We start from the raw sequence: 16,165 nt of genomic DNA, 5'->3' as shown, positions 1-16,165 counted from the left end.
AAGACGACCCGCATAAAGCGCCCGAATCGGGTGACAAGATGCCACCGAAGGTGCCATCTCAACCTACGAAAAACCCTTAAGTACTGGCCCGGCGGCTTTCACTAATATGAATAGCCAGGCTGACTGTTTGATCGAGATAACGGACTCATGGAGTGAAGGAATGGCGAAAATTTTAGTGCTCTACTATTCCATGTATGGACATATAGAGACGATGGCAAATGCGGTTGCCGAAGGTGCGCGTCGCGTTGATGGCGCTGAAGTGACGATTAAACGCGTGCCGGAGACAATGGATCCCGAACGCTTCGCTCAGGTTGGCGGCAAGACCAATCAACCTGCCGAACAGGCTACGCCTGACGAACTGCCACACTATGATGCGATTTTGTTTGGTACGCCAACGCGCTTTGGCAACATGTCCGGACAGATGCGGACGTTTCTTGACCGGACTGGCGGGCTGTGGGCGTCGGGTGCACTTTACGGCAAATTAGCCAGCGTTTTCGCCTCAACCGGCACCGGCGGCGGACAGGAACAGACGATCACCTCAACCTGGACCACCCTGGCTCACCACGGCATGATTATTGTGCCAATAGGCTATGGCGCCAAAGCACTCTTTGATATTTCTGAAGTTCGCGGCGGAACACCTTATGGTGCCACCACACTTGCTGGCGGCGACGGTTCCCGTCAACCCAGCGAAGCTGAACTGGAAATCGCCCGCTTTCAGGGCGAGCACGTCGCAGGCCTGGCTGTAAAGCTTAACGGATAACCTTGTTTACAGGAGAACACTATGACAACGCAACAAGCTAAAAACCATCACGTCGGCGAGTGGGCCAGCATTCGCGCCACCTCACCTGAAATCGCTGAAGCCATTTTCGAAGTAGCCAACTACGATGAGAAACTTGCTGAAGAAATCTGGGCTCAGCAGGGAAATGATGAGGTGCTGTTTCGTGCCTTCGATAAAACCGATAAGGACGTTTTGACCTGGGATAACAAGGTTGTCGAGCGTAAAAACGTTTAGTAAACGCAGCAGCCTCAGGGCGGGGAAACCTGCCCTTTTTTTATGCCCCTGTTACGGATTAGGAGTTATCGCATCGGTAGTCACGTTGTGAAACCGGCATGACGTCTACTACGCTTAAGTCTATGTGTTTTAAGCCTGACAGTCAGGCCGTTGTCCCAAAAGGAGTGCAGTATGTCTTATCAGACAATTAATCCGGCAAATAATAAACTCATCAAAAACTGGCAGGATCACAGTGAGGCCGACGTCGAAAAAGCGCTTGCAACCGCGGACGACCTCTATCATTCCGACTGGTCAAAAGGGCCCATTCAGCCCCGCCTGCAGGTGCTGAAGAAGATGGCCGACCTTATCGACAGCCGCGTCGAAGAGCTCGCTAAGACAGCCAGCATTGAGATGGGTAAACTGATTAACCAGAGCCGTGGCGAAGTACAACTTTGTGCCCAAATCGCCCGTTACTATGCTGAGAATGCCGAGCGCTTTCTCGCACCAACCCCTTACCCAAGCGAACTGGGTGAGGCCTGGGTCGAAAACCACCCTATCGGCGTACTGGTTGCCGTGGAACCCTGGAACTTCCCCTACTATCAGCTGATGCGTGTTCTTGCGCCCAATCTGGCAGCGGGTAATCCTGTGCTGGCGAAACATGCTGCGAACGTGCCGCACTGTGCGACGCTCTTCGAAGAACTGGTACGTGAAGCAGGCGCGCCGGAAGGTGCCTGGACGAACCTTTTTGTGAGCAGCGATCAGATTGCCTCACTTATTGCTGACGATCGCGTCCAGGGCGCAGCGTTGACCGGTTCTGAACGTGCCGGTAGTGCAGTTGCTCAGCAGGCGGGGAAATACCTGAAGAAAACCACCCTTGAGCTGGGGGGTAATGATGTATTCGTCGTGCTTGATGATTGCGATCTCGAGAAGGCAGTGAAAGCTGGTGTGGGTGCCCGCCTCAGCAACTGTGGGCAGGTCTGTACGGCGGCCAAGCGTTTTATTCTACACGAGAGCGTTGCAGATGCGTTTCTGGAAAAATTTACCCAGGCCTTCCGTGAAATCAAAACGGGCGATCCGCTGGATGAAAGCACCACGCTCGGCCCACTGTCATCAGCCAGCGCCCGCGATACGCTGGTGAAGCAGGTTGACAGCGCCGTTGCTAAAGGCGCGAAGCTCCACCTTGGCGGTAAGGCGATTGATGGCGAAGGCTGTTTCTTTGAGCCGACCATCCTGACCAATATTACCCGCGATAATCCGGCCTGGTTTGAGGAGTTTTTTGGTCCCGTGGCACAGATCTACGTGGTGAAAGATGATGATGAAGCGGTCAGCCTGGCGAACGACTCTCATTACGGCCTGGGCGGTGCTATTTTTACCCGCAATATTGAACGGGGTAAAAAAATGGCGTCGCGCATTGAAACCGGTATGGTCTATATCAACTCTGCCAGCGATACTTCTGCGGAACTGCCCTTTGGCGGCGTGAAACGCTCGGGTTATGGCCGTGAACTCTCCGATCTTGGCATCAAAGAGTTCGTCAACCAGAAACTGGTTGTGGTTAGCGGCGAGTAAAGCGTCAACAGAGCTTCATTGCCACCGCTGCTCAGTGGAGGTTCTGATACAAAAAAGGCCGGAATATCCGGCCTTTTTCTGTGACTCTCTGAATACCCGGTCCTCTGTCAGGGCGCTGCAGGTTCCTCAGCCTTTGCAGGCGTCGTCGTTGTCGCATTCTCTTTCTGCGCGTCGTCTGCTGCTTTGGGCGCTTCAGTTCCCCTCTTTTCCTCTGCCGCTTTAGCTGACTCTCCGGTCGCCTTTTTTTCCGCCAGCGCCTGTTCTTTCACTGCTTTATCCGCCGCCGCTTTCTCTCTGGCAGCCTGTTCAGCAGCCGCTTTATCTGCCGCCGCTTTTTCGGCTGAGGCCTTCGCCTGAGCGGCTTTATCTGCCGCCGCCTGATCGGCTTTAGCCTTATTCATCGCCGCCTGTTCTGCCGTAGAGACTTTCTCTTCTGCAGCGGGTACCGGTGCGGCTGGCTGTGCAACTTTCGCTGCGAGAGGCGTTCCCTGGATCGCTTTATTCAGCACCTGGGTGAACTGATCCCAGGGGCAGAAGCCGTTAGCATCGGTCTGGCAGCCATTCATCGTCAGCGTGACGCGTTTGGGCGGGGTTTTCAGGGAAAGCGGCGTTGCTTCACGCAGTTGCGTGCTGCTCTGATAAACATATTCCACTTTCACCAGTTCACGATCGTTTTTCTTATCGTGCCAGCGCTGGAACTGAATCATTCCGCCAATAGGCGTACGTTCATTCTGTTCAGGCAGCTCGTAATCTTTAAAATCGAGCGCCGTCAGCAGAGAAGCGATATTAGAATCATGACCGACCATCAGCGTGACCTTAGGCGCGCTGGCTTTATCTTCATCCACCAGCAGGCTGCGGATATAATCAACCAGCGGCGCGGCAACGTCACGCGCGACTTCAGGCGACGTAAAGAGCGTATCCTGATAGCCATTTTTAATGGCTGACAGCATCTTCCACTGTTCCGGGGTTTTAATCTGTCCCCAGGCGACCTGCTCCATCGGCAGCCCTTCATAATATTGCAGCGTAAAGGCATCGACCAGCGAGTTGCCCACCTTCAGCGGGCCAGAAACGCCTGGCTCTTTACCCTTTTCCGCGCTGAACTTATTCAGATTGCCGCTGGAAAGATCGCACTGTTTATTTTCCTTACAGGCGGGCGAATTTTTATAATCGATAATCTTTTCCAGCCGCTGGAACGCCGGCTTAAGGCTCAGCTTTTCACTGGCGCTGTTCATCGCGGTCAGCGCTTGCTGATTAAAGGCTTCACTCTCGTCGGTAATGATGGGGTTAAAGACCGGATCCATGGTGCCCATCTCATCCTGATGTGAAACAGGAATGTCGCAGCCCGGGAAAGCGCCTGTAATAAAGTACTGCGCCGTGGCTACCGTACGCTGGAGGCTGTTGGCATAGGCGTAGATAGCGTCACTGGAAGGACATTCACCCGCTTTGATCAAACCCTGCTGGGCCAGCCATTCGCGAGTGTAGTGTCCCATATACACTTCGAGCACGCCGCCTTTCGTGGTCAAATGGCCTCCCGGCACATCCCACGCGGGCCACGTCTTACTGGTCGCCTGTCCCAGTACGCTACCGTTATCGGCCAGCGGTGCACGCAGATTGTGGCGGCTCATCATTAATACCTGCTCAAGCTGGTAGTTGTCATCTGCCGCCCAGGCAGAAACGCCAGGCAGCACAGAGCAAACCGCTAACGCGCAGAGACTAAATTTTCTGATCATATGTTTATTCCATTGATTCAAGGAGATACCATCCAGCCACTGAAGGGTGATGCTCAGTAACACGCATAGCTGCGCAGCGATACATCCCGAGAGAGGCAGGCGCAGCAAGGTATGAAAAGACTATAGCAGACTACCGCTTTTGCGAGAGAGAGGCATCATGAGTTTGATAAGTAAAGAGATGTTTCTGAAGAGTTTGTGGGTTATATCGTGCAGTAGCGCAGGCGTGGCAGAAAGCAAAACGGGCCGGCAATTGCCGACCCGTTAAATTTGATGGCGGAGGAGGAGAGATTCGAACTCTCGAACGGTTTCCCGTCGCCGGTTTTCAAGACCGGTGCCTTCAGCCACTCGGCCACCCCTCCGCACGTATCAATCACACCGCTGTTTTTTCAAAGCAAGCTGAACAACTGATGGCGCACAGTATAGGAGAAGGCGCGACGCTTGCCAAGCATTAATTTATCTATTTTGTTGAAATTATGCGCTTTTATGAGGATTTTTTCGTGAATGCGGTGTCAGCGGGGAAATGCGTTGGAGGGAAAGAAACGAAAACGGGCCAGCTTTCGCTGACCCGTTAAATTCGATGGCGGAGGAGGAGAGATTCGAACTCTCGAACGGTTTCCCGTCGCCGGTTTTCAAGACCGGTGCCTTCAGCCACTCGGCCACCCCTCCGCAATGAGGCGCACTATAATCATCCTCCCGGACGAAGTAAAGTGGCTTTTGAATCAGTTGCCTTAAAAATAGCCATCACGCAGTTAACCGGCGCAAATTTCGCCAGCTTGCTCATTCAAACAGCGGCTTAACGCGTAAAGAAGGGTAAAACGCCTTTCCCCGCTTCGTTCCCTTCCCTATTCTCACAGCTAATTTGGTGACCCTGAGAGGCATTTTTATGGATCGCATCGCTTATACCACCCGCGAAAGCTCGTTAATCGCCACCCACAAGGTGCTGCGTAATACCTATTTCCTGTTGGGGTTAACGCTGGCTTTTTCCGCGCTGACTGCCACGCTCAGTACCGTTTTTGCCTTGCCGGCACCGGGTCTGATTATCATGCTGGTCGGTTTTTATGGCTTGATGTTTCTGACCTATCGCCTTGCCAACAGCCCGGCAGGTATTCTGGCCGCCTTTGCCTTTACCGGCTTTTTGGGTTATTCGCTCGGCCCGATCCTGAACTCGCTGCTTTCCGCCGGAATGGGTGACGTAATAGGTCTGGCGCTTGGCGGTACCGCGCTGGTGTTCTTCTGCTGTTCAGCCTATGTGCTGACTACCCGCAAGGATATGTCTTTCCTGGGCGGCATGATGATGGCCGGCTTCGTTGTCCTGCTGGTGGCAGTCGTGGCTAACATTTTCCTGCAGATCCCGGCGTTGCATCTGGCGATTAGCGTGATGTTTGTATTGTTCTCCTCCGGTGCCATTCTGTGGGAAACCAGCAACATCATTCACGGTGGTGAAACCAACTACATCCGTGCTACGGTCAGCCTGTATGTTTCAATCTATAACATCTTCATCAGCCTGCTGAGCATCCTTGGCATGTCACGCAGCAACTAATCTGACGCGCTATTTTAAAGCCCCGCTTGCGGGGCTTTATTTTTTTGTGGCGTCAATCTTTGATAAACTGCGCGCTTTAAGGCAAGACAGAGGCAAGACGGTGCTATTCAACGGTAAAGAAATTGAACGCGATGCGCAGGGCTATCTGAAATCCAGTAGTGACTGGCAGGAGGCGATGGCCCCTTTGCTCGCGGCGGAAGAAGGTATTGAACTGAGCGACGCCCACTGGGAAGTGGTGCATTTTGTCCGGGCCTTTTACCTTGAATTCAATACGTCGCCAGCGGTGCGCATGCTGGTTAAAGCCATGGCAAAAAAGTATGGCGAAGAGAAAGGCAACAGCCGCTATCTGTTCCGCCTTTTCCCGGACGGTCCCGCCAAACAAGCGACCAAAATCGCGGGCCTGCCGAAACCGGTGAAATGTCTGTAGCCATCAGGCTGTCGTGAACCTTTCGGGCATCTCATGAGGCGTGTGCGGTTCGGCCAGCACCTTATCAACCTGCGCGCTACGTGGCCCGCCAGCTCTGAGCCATGCCAGCAGTTGCTCAACCTGACTTTCTTCTCCACAGGCCAGCACCTCCACGCTGCCATCGTCCAGATTTTTTGCATAACCTTTCAGCCCCAGCGTTTGCGCTTCCTGCTGCGTACTGTAGCGGAAGCCCACTCCCTGAACCCGCCCGTGTACCCAGGCACGCGTACAAATCATTGCCATTTTTCCTCCTGCTGATACAAGATTGCATTTTTCCGGCCAGCACCGGACAATAACGCCTGTTTTCCTGACTGTAAGCATAGCAAATATGAGTGTTCGTTTGATTCTTGCCAAAGGACGTGAGAAATCGCTTCTCCGTCGTCATCCATGGGTGTTTTCCGGCGCTGTCGCCCGGATGGAAGGTAAAGCCCAGCCGGGCGAAACCCTGGACGTGTGTGACAGTAACGGCAACTGGCTTGCCCGGGCGGCCTGGTCCCCCTCATCGCAGATCCGCGCCCGCGTATGGAGCTGGCAGCAGGATGAGTCCATTGATACCGATTTCTTTATTCGTCGCCTGCAGGCCGCACAGCAGTTGCGTAACTGGCTGGCTGAGCGCGACGATCTGGACAGTTATCGTCTCATCGCGGGTGAATCCGATGGATTGCCAGGGGTCACTATTGACCGTTTCGGTGATTTTCTCGTTCTGCAACTGCTCTCAGCAGGCGCCGAGTATCAGCGGGCGACGCTGATTTCCGCGCTGCAAAGCTGCTACCCGACCTGTGCCATTTACGATCGTTCTGACGTTTCCGTACGCAAAAAAGAGGGCCTGCCACTGGCGCAGGGGGTTGTGCTGGGTGAAATGCCACCGGAACTGCTGCCGATTACTGAACATGGTATGAAACTGCTGGTTGATATTCAGACCGGACATAAGACGGGCTATTATCTGGACCAGCGCGACAGCCGCCTCGCGACCCGCCGCTATGCTAAAGGTCGTCGCGTGCTTAACTGCTTCTCTTACACCGGTGGGTTCGCCGTTTCCGCGCTGCTCGGCGGCTGTAAAGAGGTTATCAGCGTCGACACTTCGCAGGCTGCGCTGGATGTTGCCCGACAGAACATTGAACTTAACGGTCTGGATCTCGCTAAAGCGGAATTCCTGCGTGACGACGTTTTCAAGCTGTTACGCCGCTACCGTGAAAACGGTGAGAAATTCGATCTGATTGTGATGGATCCGCCAAAATTTGTTGAGAATAAAAGTCAGCTGAACGGCGCCTGCCGCGGTTATAAAGATATCAATATGCTGGCTATGCAGCTGCTCAATCCCGGCGGGATGCTTCTGACTTTCTCCTGTTCAGGCCTGATGCCAACTGACTTATTTCAGAAAATCATCGCCGACGCCGCGCTGGATGCCCAGCGTGATGTACAATTTATAGAGCAGTTCCGGCAGGCGGCCGATCATCCTGTGATCGCCAGCTATCCGGAAGGGATGTACCTGAAAGGGTTTGCCTGCCGCGTACTGTGACTTGAAAACGACGTCCCTGCCCCCATCTTGGTTGCAGGGCATGTTTCTCAGGAGGTCACGATGATTGCCAGCAAATTTGGGCTTGGCCAGCAGGTACGGCATAAGCTGCTCGGTTTTTTAGGTGTGGTTGTGGATGTTGATCCGGAATATTCGCTGGACGATCCGCGGATCGATGATGTGGCTGAAAGCGACTCGCTGCGCGAGGCGCCCTGGTACCATGTCGTGATGATGAATGAAGAAGGCGAAGCGGTGCATACCTATATTGCCGAAGCTCAGCTTTCATGGGAATTGCAGGGTGAACATCCCGAGCAACCCTCGCTGGACGAACTGGCCGCCTCCATTCGCGAACAGCTACAGGCACCCCGCCTCAGGAATTAATCAAACCCCGCATGGCGGGGTTTTTTATTATCGTTTTTCCAGCCCCAGCCGGGGGATCTCCATTTTCGGACAGCGATCCATCACCACCTGCAATCCCGCCTCTCCTGCAAGCACAGCTGCCTGTTCATTCACCACACCGATTTGAAACCAGATCGCTTTTGCGCCAATCGCTATCGCTTCCTGAGCAACGCCATAAGCCGCTTCAGCATTACGGAATACATCAACCATATCAACAGGCTCCGGGATCTCTTCCAGTTTGCCATAGACAGGCTGCCCCAGCAGCGTCTGGCCTGCCAGTTTTGGGCTGACCGGCGTCACTTTATATCCCTGCGCCAGCAGATAAGCCATTACGCCATAGCTGGCCCGCGCCGGCTTATCGCTGGCCCCCACCAGCGCGATATGGCGCGTCGAGGTCAGAACATCAGCGATCGTTTTATCTTGCATCATCGTTTCCTCGTAAATCGTTTTTTAAGAGTTTATGCCTGAGTTTCGTGTCTGGCGAAAATGCCGGTAAAAAGAATTCTCCCGGAGGAGGTATAGCACGAATAAGTATGTTAAAATGTTAATAAGCTGCCATACTGAAAGACTTTGATACATTAGGATTTTTTCGCGTTCCTGCGCATCTGGAGAAATAATGAAGCTGCGTCTGGTTATCACAGGATTGATTGCGTTGCTGGCGGCGGCGACCGCCCAGGCCACCACACTAAAACTCGCCCCAGACATTGACCTGCTGGTCCTGGATGGCCGGAAAATTTCCGGCTCGTTACTGAAGGGCGCAGAGGGACTGGAACTTGAGCGTGGGCAGCACCAACTTCTGTTTCGCGTCGAAAAAAAATTACACAAAAGCGGACAAGCGGCTACGGCCTGGGCTTCCGCTCCTCTGATCGTCACATTCAGAGCGGAGGCGAAATCAATCACCATCCAGTATCCTTCATTTACAACGTTACATCAGGGCAACGCTTTTAATAAAAAGCCGCACTTCCAGCTCGTCGATGAAAAAGGCGCCGAGGTGGAGAGCCAGCAAGATCGTCTGGTAAATACCCGTAGCGAAGATTATGAACAGGCGATGGCCATTTATAATCTGAAAGGCAGCATCGCTTCCGTACCGCGTTTTGCCCAACCTCAAACCAGCCGCTCACCGGTCAATGAAAGCGCGCCCAACCTCGCTAGCGATCGCCATCCTACAGGCCGGATACTTCAGCTCTGGTATCAGCAGGTCGACGCCGCCACCCGCCAGCGTTTCGGCACGCTTATGCAGGCGCTGCGCATCAGTTGAAACCAGCGGGTATGCAGCGCGCAGCGCAACTTCTTTTTGACGTTAACTCAGGAAGCCGTAATGGATCAAACTACCCGCAAGATTCAGGAAAAAAAACATATTGCGCTGGTTGCACACGATCACTGCAAAACATCGATGATGCAATGGGTCGATACGCATAAAGCGATTTTGAAAGAGCACACGCTTTACGCCACCGGCACAACCGGAAATCTTATCCAGCGCGCTACCGGGCTGCCGGTTACCGCGATGCTGAGTGGCCCCATGGGCGGCGATCAGCAGGTTGGTGCCATGATTTCAGAAGCCAGAATTGATGTGCTGTTCTTCTTCTGGGATCCGCTTAACGCGGTGCCTCACGATCCCGATGTCAAAGCGCTGCTGCGCCTGGCGACAGTATGGAATATCCCGGTGGCCACCAACCGTTCAACCGCTGACTTTATTATCCATTCTCCACTGTTCTCACAGCAGGTTGAGATTATGATCCCTGACTATCAGCGCTATCTGCAGGAGCGCCTTAAGTAACTTACGCGCGCAGCGCACGCGCTCGTTAAGGCTTACGCAACACTGGAACGCCCATCTGCCTGAACTCTCCGACAAAAGACGAGGGATTGTCTTTGTCGAACAGTAACCAGACTTGCTGCCTGGCGCGGGTAAGCGCAACGTAAGCCAGCCTGCGCTCTTCCGCATCCGGAAAATCTTCCGGCTGAGGCAGTAGCGCCTCTTCCATCACCGACTCTCTTGCTGCTGCCGGGAAGCCCTCTTTGCCTGCCTGCAGGCCAAGCAATATGACATAGTCAGCCTGCTGGCCTTTGCTGGCATGAATGGTCATGAAATCAATAGTGAGCTTTGGCCAGCGCGTTTTGGCCTTATTGAGCAGCTCGGGACGAAGGTAATGATAGCGTCCCAGAATCAATATCCGTTCTTCCGGCGTGGCATACCCGCTAATTTTATTCAGCAACGCCTCCAGCTGCGCCTCAGGCAGGAGAGAAATCGCTTTTTTACTGCCTTTGCTCAGGCTGTTCAGCGGCTTCTTCAACTGATGTGGATTACGCTGAATGAACTGACTGGCGATTTCGCCGATTCGTTCATTAAAGCGGTAAGTGGTATCCAGCACCGCACGGTCGCCTTCGCCAAAGTGGTGATGAAAAGCGGTGGTCAGCGTCATTTCCGCCCCGCTGAAGCGGTAGATGGCCTGCCAGTCGTCCCCGACGGCAAAAAGTGCGGTTTGTTTATTCTGCCTTCTGAGCGCGGCAAGAAGTGCTGCCCTCTGGGGAGATATATCCTGAAATTCATCCACCAGGATATGTTTCCATGGGCTGATAAAACGCCCTTTATCAAGGATATTCACCGCCTGATGAATAAGGCCGGAGAAATCCACTGCCCCTTCTTCTTTCAGCGCCGCTTTCCATACCTTCATCAGCGGTGCCATCAGCTTAACGCGTCTGGCAAAAAGGTCGCGGCAGCTTTCCGGGGCAGAGGCGATCATCTCCGCCTGCGTTCCGCCATGCATACGCATCAGCCCAAGCCACCGCTCCAGACGCCCGGCCAGTTTTTTTGCCAGCCGGTCATCCTGCCAGTAACGCTCCTCTTCGAGCGTCCATGCCAGCTCATCCTGAAGCCACTGTCGCCAGCCGTTAGCCTGCGTTTTCTTGCCGTCGCACTGCGCTCGCCAGGCATCAATAAGCAGCTGATGGCGTAGCGCCGTGTCGGATTCAAGCTTGCTTATCGCCGGGGATTTATTACTCCCCTGCTGAATAATTTTTAACGCCAGCGCATGGAAAGTGCTGGCCTGAATGGATTCACTGTTGAGCCGCTCACGCAGGCGATCGTTCATCTCTTCCGCAGCCTGACGGCCAAACGCCAGCAGCAGGATTTGCTCAGCTGCAGCCTGCTTGCGCAGCATCAGCCATCCAGCTCTGGCCACCAGTACCGAGGTTTTGCCACTGCCCGCTCCGGCCAGCACCAAAAGGGCATTTTCGCCGTTTACCACGGCTCTGGCCTGAGAAGGATTTAAGGGTGAGGTTTCAATGCCCCTGAAGAAATCGGCGTACTCTATCAGCATGCGCTCTGTCCAGCGCGCATTATGCTGCTCACGTTGTTCATCGCTGTTATCCAGCCAGCGAAGGCAGGTCTGATAAGCCTTCCGGCAATTATCAAATTCATTTAATCTTTCAGGAGGAAGAGGAAGGGAGGCGAATGCGTTCTGAAGCGTGGTGCGCCAGCCGGCCACATCACTCCGTTTGAGCCATCGATCCTGAGCTCCGGCTGCGCTAAGCGTGGCGACCTGATCATCAAGCACTCCGGCTGCCACAATGCTCATCTCTTCACTCCAGCGCTGCCAGGCCTGAGAGAGATAATGATAAAAACGCTGCGTTTCCTGCCATTCGGTGCCGTGCAACCGGACGACTTTTTCATCCGGAAGCGCAAATTCAAGCTCCCCCCAGACCAGCCCCCGCTTGCACCGGATAGCTAAAAGTTGATTAAACGGAATAAGATATTCATGCTTTTCACCACTAACCTCAACGCCTGCGGTAAGTAACCGCACCCGGTTGTAGGGATGTTGTGCCAGGTGCTTACCCAGCGACGTTGATTTCAGTTCCATGATCCTGCCCTGGCTGCTGTTGTCTTCTGCAGGCTGTAGTTTACCTGGCTGGGGTGTACCGCTCCAGAGTTAAAACACGGTACAATCAACCCATTGACTGATACTTCCCGCCTGGCTGAAGGATTTCCATTAATGCGTACTGTTTTGAACATTCTGAATTTTGTTTTGGGTGGATTTCTGACCACCTTCAGCTGGTTAATTGCCACGCTGCTCAGCATCATTTTTATTTTTACGCTTCCACTCACGCGCTCCTGTTGGGAGATTACCCGCCTGTCGCTGCTGCCTTACGGTAACGAAGCCGTACACGTTGATATGCTCTATCCGGACAAAAAGAGCGCTATTATGAATTCCGGTGGCACACTGCTGAATCTGTTCTGGCTGATCTTCTTTGGCTGGTGGCTTTGCCTGATGCACATCATGACCGGCATTGCTCAATGTATTACGCTAATTGGTATCCCGGTGGGCATCGCGAACTTCAAAATTGCCGCCATCGCACTCTGGCCGGTCGGACGTCGTGTCGTTTCTGTCGAAGTGGCCCAGGCCGCCCGGGAAGCCAACGCCCGCAGCCGCTTCAACTGAGTAGCCGTATGTTGAAAATGCTTACGCCCGATCTCCGGCGCTACGCTTATAACAGCGCCCTCCTCTATAACCTGCGTATTTTCATTGCGCTGGCGGGTACGGCTGGTCTTCCCTGGTGGCTCAACCAGATCACCTGGACCATTCCGTTAACGCTTGGCGTGGTCGCCGCCGCGCTCGCCGATCTTGACGATCGGCTCAGCGGACGATTGCGTAATCTTCTGATCACGCTGATCTGCTTCTGCATCGCTTCGGTTTCCGTCGAGCTGCTTTCACCGCTGCCCTGGCTGTTTACGCTTGGGCTGGCGCTTTCCACATGGGGATTTATTTTGCTGGGCGCGCTGGGCCAGCGTTATGCGACCATCGCATTCGGTGCGCTACTCATCGCCATCTATACGCTGCTGGGACTGGGGCTTTTTCAGCAATGGTACCTGCAACCCGCCCTGCTGCTGGCGGGCGCCATCTGGTACAACATGCTGACGCTGGCGGGGCATATTCTTTTCCCCGTCCGGCCACTTCAGGTCAATATTGCCCGCTGCTTTGAAGGACTCGCCGCCTATCTGGATGCAAAGGCGGGTCTGTTCGATCCTGATATGGAGGATGATGATAATGCCTCGCTGATTGATGTGGCCATGACGAACAGTCAGCTCGTCGCCACGCTTAATCAGGCGAAAATATCCATCCAGTCTCGCCTGAAAGGCGACCGGGGCCAGCGGGGAACCCGACGTACGCTTCACTACTATTTTGTGGCTCAGGATATCCATGAGCGCGCCAGCTCCTCCCATGCGCGCTACCACATGCTCCGCCAGGAATATCGCGACAGTGACGTCCTGTTTCGCTTCCAGCGCCTGCTCACTTTACAGGCCCGCGCCTGTCGGCAACTCGCAAAATGCATTGTTGTGCGGGAAGATTATCAACATGATGCGCGGTTTGAGCGCGCTTTCCAGCATCTCAACGCAGCACTTGAACGACTCAGCCTGTCACAGCCTGAAAGTAACGATCTGAAAGCGATGCACTATTTACTCAACAACCTTAAAGCTATTGATGCCCAACTGGCGACAATAGAGTCGGAGCAAGGCCTGGCAACTAGCGATGACGCACGCAATCACACGCTATCCAGTGAAGGTCTGACCGGCTGGGCTGATGTCCGGTTACGCATCAGCAGACATTTAACGCCTGAATCCCCCCTGTTTCGTCACGCGGTACGTATGTCTTTACTGCTCTGTACCGGTTATGCGTTTATCCAGATCACTGGCCTTAATCATGGCTACTGGATATTGCTCACCAGTCTTTTTGTTTGTCAGCCCAATTACAATGCAACCAAACGTCGACTGGCATTGCGTATAGCAGGAACGGTGGCTGGAATCATCCTTGGCCTGCCGCTACTCTGGCTTGTTCCTTCCGTTGAAGGTCAGTTGATCCTGATCGTGGTCACCGGCGTGTTGTTTTTCGCTTTCCGCCAGTCTCAGTATGCACACGCCACGATGTTTATTACCCTGCTGGTGCTTTTCTGCTTCAATTTGCTGGGCGAAGGTTTTGAGGTGGCCGTGCCTCGCGTTATAGATACGCTGCTGGGATGCGGTATTGCCTGGCTTGCCGTTGCGTTTATCTGGCCAGACTGGCGCTTTCGTCGGCTGTCCGCCGTGGCAAAACGCACGCTTAATGCGAACTGCCGATACCTGGATGCGATCCTCGTGCAGTATCATCAGGGCAAAGATAACCGGCTCGACTACCGGATCGCGAGACGTGATGCACACAACAGCGATGCTGAGCTCGCGTCAGTGGTCTCCAACATTTCGGCGGAAAAAAATGCGAGTGCGGCGCTGCGTGAGAAGGCGTTCCGGCTTCTCTGTCTCAATCACTCCTTCCTCAGTTACATTTCAGCGCTTGGCGCGCATCGTGAAAAGTTCTCCCGACCCGATATGCTGCAACTGATGGATGATGCGGTCTGCTATGTAGACGATCTTCTTCATGCTGATCGCGTAAGCGAACAAAAAGCGGCACAGAGGCTGGCAAATATAGCTGAGCGTATTGAGACGGCAGAAGCCGACCCGACAACAAAAGAGCCACTGGTGCTCCAACAGGTCGGCTTACTGGTAGGCCTGCTTCCGGAACTTGCCCAGTTGAAAAAACAAATTTCTGCCGATAACTTCGCCGGCTAGTCCGTATGTTGAGGACGTTTCAGCGTCGCTGTATGATACCAGCGGCGTAGCTCATCCTTTACGCTTTCAGGTAACGCCTGCTGATGGCGGCCAAGAATAGCCCCTTCGAGCGCGAAAAGAACGTTAATACCAAGGTTTTTATTACTTTCACGTAGCCGGAGCCAGCACGCTCTCGCGCCCTGTGCCTTCAGCTTATCTACGGTTTCAATACCGGCTCGCCTGAGCTGAAGTTCCAGGCGTATAGAGAGATTCGGCAGATCCTTCAACCGTCGGTTACTCTGATGCAAATTTCGCTGGTGGCGGGCACCCGCCAGACAGAGTCGGGAAAGCGCTACCAGCTGTTCCGGCTCCTGCCATAAACTGTCGTCTACACGGTAGTAATCCATCTCCACCGCAATACCTCGTTTGTTAAAATGAAGCGTGTCCATCTGACGCTGGATAAAATAGGGCTTTACCTGCTCACAGGCCCGCAAATAAAGCTCGCCATCGGCCACCAGCGCAAAAACCACTTTTTCTACAGACAAGCTATACCCGCCAAACTGGCTCCGGCTGTTGATCTCCCCCAACGCGTTGAGGTACTGCTTCGCACGTTCGATTTTCAGCTTTGAGTCACGCATTTTTTTCTCCCTTTTAGGCCTGGACACCGCCTACTTCCGTTTAGTGGTTGCAGCGAAAATAGGCATTAACCGTTACGCATTCAATGAATAAATGACGTTGCGGTCGTTTGCATTCTATTTTTGCGAAGCGTTTTCAGGAAAATAAGGTTGATCTTTAGCCGACCTCACTATACTGTACATCCATACAGTAACGCAGCGAGCAACGTCATAATGCATACTCCTTCACTGAAATCTTCTTCTGTTCATCGCCGCTTCCGTCAGGCCACTCGCGGTACCACGCCTCAGTGTGCGCCCGCGGCCGGGCTTATCAGCGAACTCATTTATAGCGAAGATCAGCCCGGTTTAACGCAAATGCTGCTTTTACCGCTGCTGCAACAGTTAGGGATGCAGTCGCGCTGGCAGCTATGGCTTACTCCTCAGCAGAAGCTCAGCCGCAGCTGGTTGATAGCATCCGGTCTCCCGCTGGATAAAGTGATGCAAATACATCAGCCAGGCGCTATTACCTGTGTCGAAGCGATGATAAAAGCCCTGCAGACAGGTAATTACAGTGTCGTATTAGGCTGGTTACCTGAGGAAATTTCAGATGACGATCGTCGCCGGCTGGAAAAAGCGGCTTCCTCGGGCCAGGCGTTGGGTCTGATTATGCGACCCGACCAGGTCAATTTGGCCCCTTCCAGACCCTCCTATGAGCTAAAAATTCATTCTAGTTTGTATCATTAAGTAAAAATGGGAATTTTCTCAGAAG

General features: G+C 53.6%; 17 protein-coding genes and 2 tRNA genes. 12 read left to right on the top strand and 7 right to left on the bottom strand.

All coding sequences use genetic code 11. From position 1 onward, the window contains the following. The first annotated feature begins 160 nt into the window (after nt 1-160). From wrbA to EA20_RS0115330, 3 genes are all read left to right on the top strand, one after another. Nucleotides 161-760: an NAD(P)H:quinone oxidoreductase gene (wrbA, locus tag EA20_RS0115340; protein WP_024967667.1), complete on the top strand. Its 600-nt coding sequence runs from the start codon at nt 161-163 to the stop codon at nt 758-760. Between the two features lie 21 nt (nt 761-781). After that, the gene (locus EA20_RS0115335; RefSeq protein WP_024967666.1) at nt 782-1,012 is read left to right on the top strand and encodes a YccJ family protein; all 231 of its coding nucleotides are present in this window, start codon (nt 782-784) and stop codon (nt 1,010-1,012) included. Nucleotides 1,013-1,183: 171 nt separating this feature from the next. Further along, nucleotides 1,184-2,557: an NAD-dependent succinate-semialdehyde dehydrogenase gene (locus tag EA20_RS0115330; RefSeq protein WP_024967665.1), complete on the top strand. Its 1,374-nt coding sequence runs from the start codon at nt 1,184-1,186 to the stop codon at nt 2,555-2,557. A gap of 107 nt (nt 2,558-2,664) precedes the next feature. Here the strand turns inward: EA20_RS0115330 and agp are convergent, their stop codons facing one another. From agp to EA20_RS0115310, 3 genes are all read right to left on the bottom strand, one after another. After that, nucleotides 2,665-4,287, bottom strand: a complete 1,623-nt coding sequence (gene agp, locus EA20_RS0115325) for a bifunctional glucose-1-phosphatase/inositol phosphatase (protein WP_024967664.1) — start codon at nt 4,285-4,287, stop codon at nt 2,665-2,667. 271 nt (nt 4,288-4,558) lie between these two features. Continuing rightward, nucleotides 4,559-4,646 (bottom strand) — tRNA-Ser (locus EA20_RS0115320). Nucleotides 4,647-4,865: 219 nt separating this feature from the next. Then, a tRNA-Ser gene (locus tag EA20_RS0115310) sits at nt 4,866-4,953 on the bottom strand. Nucleotides 4,954-5,170: 217 nt separating this feature from the next. On the opposite strand from EA20_RS0115310, the gene yccA reads away from it, so the two are divergent. Together yccA and tusE are read left to right on the top strand one after the other, a co-directional pair. Further along, nucleotides 5,171-5,827, top strand: a complete 657-nt coding sequence (gene yccA / locus EA20_RS0115305) for an FtsH protease modulator YccA (protein ID WP_024967663.1) — start codon at nt 5,171-5,173, stop codon at nt 5,825-5,827. Between the two features lie 100 nt (nt 5,828-5,927). Further along, nucleotides 5,928-6,254, top strand: a complete 327-nt coding sequence (gene tusE, locus EA20_RS0115300) for a sulfurtransferase TusE (protein WP_024967662.1) — start codon at nt 5,928-5,930, stop codon at nt 6,252-6,254. Nucleotides 6,255-6,257: 3 nt separating this feature from the next. Here tusE and yccX read toward each other — a convergent pair whose 3' ends face one another. Further along, a complete protein-coding gene (gene yccX, locus EA20_RS0115295; protein ID WP_024967661.1) occupies nt 6,258-6,536 on the bottom strand; it encodes an acylphosphatase in 279 nt (92 codons plus the stop codon). 85 nt (nt 6,537-6,621) lie between these two features. On the opposite strand from yccX, the gene rlmI reads away from it, so the two are divergent. Continuing rightward, nucleotides 6,622-7,812 carry a 23S rRNA (cytosine(1962)-C(5))-methyltransferase RlmI gene (gene rlmI, locus EA20_RS0115290; RefSeq protein WP_024967660.1) on the top strand — a complete coding sequence of 397 codons (1,191 nt, stop codon included), beginning with the start codon at nt 6,622-6,624 and terminating at the stop codon, nt 7,810-7,812. Between the two features lie 60 nt (nt 7,813-7,872). Next, complete coding sequence (gene hspQ / locus EA20_RS0115285; RefSeq protein ID WP_024967659.1) at nt 7,873-8,190, top strand: heat shock protein HspQ; 318 nt, start codon at nt 7,873-7,875, stop codon at nt 8,188-8,190. A gap of 27 nt (nt 8,191-8,217) precedes the next feature. Here hspQ and EA20_RS0115280 read toward each other — a convergent pair whose 3' ends face one another. After that, the gene (locus EA20_RS0115280; RefSeq protein WP_024967658.1) at nt 8,218-8,634 is read right to left on the bottom strand and encodes a CoA-binding protein; all 417 of its coding nucleotides are present in this window, start codon (nt 8,632-8,634) and stop codon (nt 8,218-8,220) included. A gap of 190 nt (nt 8,635-8,824) precedes the next feature. Between EA20_RS0115280 and EA20_RS0115275 the strand changes: the two genes are divergently transcribed. Together EA20_RS0115275 and EA20_RS0115270 are read left to right on the top strand one after the other, a co-directional pair. Continuing rightward, complete coding sequence (locus EA20_RS0115275; RefSeq protein ID WP_024967657.1) at nt 8,825-9,466, top strand: DUF2057 family protein; 642 nt, start codon at nt 8,825-8,827, stop codon at nt 9,464-9,466. Between the two features lie 60 nt (nt 9,467-9,526). Then, nucleotides 9,527-9,985, top strand: a complete 459-nt coding sequence (locus EA20_RS0115270; protein WP_024967656.1) for a methylglyoxal synthase — start codon at nt 9,527-9,529, stop codon at nt 9,983-9,985. 25 nt (nt 9,986-10,010) lie between these two features. On the opposite strand, the gene helD is transcribed toward EA20_RS0115270, so the two are convergent. Beyond that, complete coding sequence (helD, locus tag EA20_RS0115265; protein WP_024967655.1) at nt 10,011-12,065, bottom strand: DNA helicase IV; 2,055 nt, start codon at nt 12,063-12,065, stop codon at nt 10,011-10,013. Nucleotides 12,066-12,197: 132 nt separating this feature from the next. On the opposite strand from helD, the gene EA20_RS0115260 reads away from it, so the two are divergent. Beyond that, nucleotides 12,198-12,644, top strand: coding sequence for a YccF domain-containing protein (locus EA20_RS0115260; RefSeq protein ID WP_024967654.1), 447 nt, complete (start codon nt 12,198-12,200; stop codon nt 12,642-12,644). Between the two features lie 8 nt (nt 12,645-12,652). Then, nucleotides 12,653-14,803 (top strand): YccS family putative transporter, encoded by a 2,151-nt coding sequence (gene yccS, locus EA20_RS0115255; RefSeq protein WP_369699795.1) that lies wholly within the window; start codon nt 12,653-12,655, stop codon nt 14,801-14,803. On the opposite strand, the gene EA20_RS0115250 is transcribed toward yccS, so the two are convergent. Then, complete coding sequence (locus EA20_RS0115250; RefSeq protein ID WP_024967652.1) at nt 14,800-15,420, bottom strand: TfoX/Sxy family DNA transformation protein; 621 nt, start codon at nt 15,418-15,420, stop codon at nt 14,800-14,802. The genes yccS and EA20_RS0115250 overlap by 4 nt on opposite strands. Nucleotides 15,421-15,630: 210 nt before the next feature. On the opposite strand from EA20_RS0115250, the gene sulA reads away from it, so the two are divergent. Beyond that, nucleotides 15,631-16,140: an SOS-induced cell division inhibitor SulA gene (gene sulA, locus EA20_RS0115245; protein WP_024967651.1), complete on the top strand. Its 510-nt coding sequence runs from the start codon at nt 15,631-15,633 to the stop codon at nt 16,138-16,140. The last annotated feature ends 25 nt before the right edge of the window (nt 16,141-16,165 follow it).

The sequence above is a fragment of the Pantoea sp. IMH genome, assembly GCF_000599885.1.
Taxonomy (GTDB): domain Bacteria; phylum Pseudomonadota; class Gammaproteobacteria; order Enterobacterales; family Enterobacteriaceae; genus Erwinia.
This window is presented reverse-complemented; position numbering and strand designations above follow the sequence as displayed.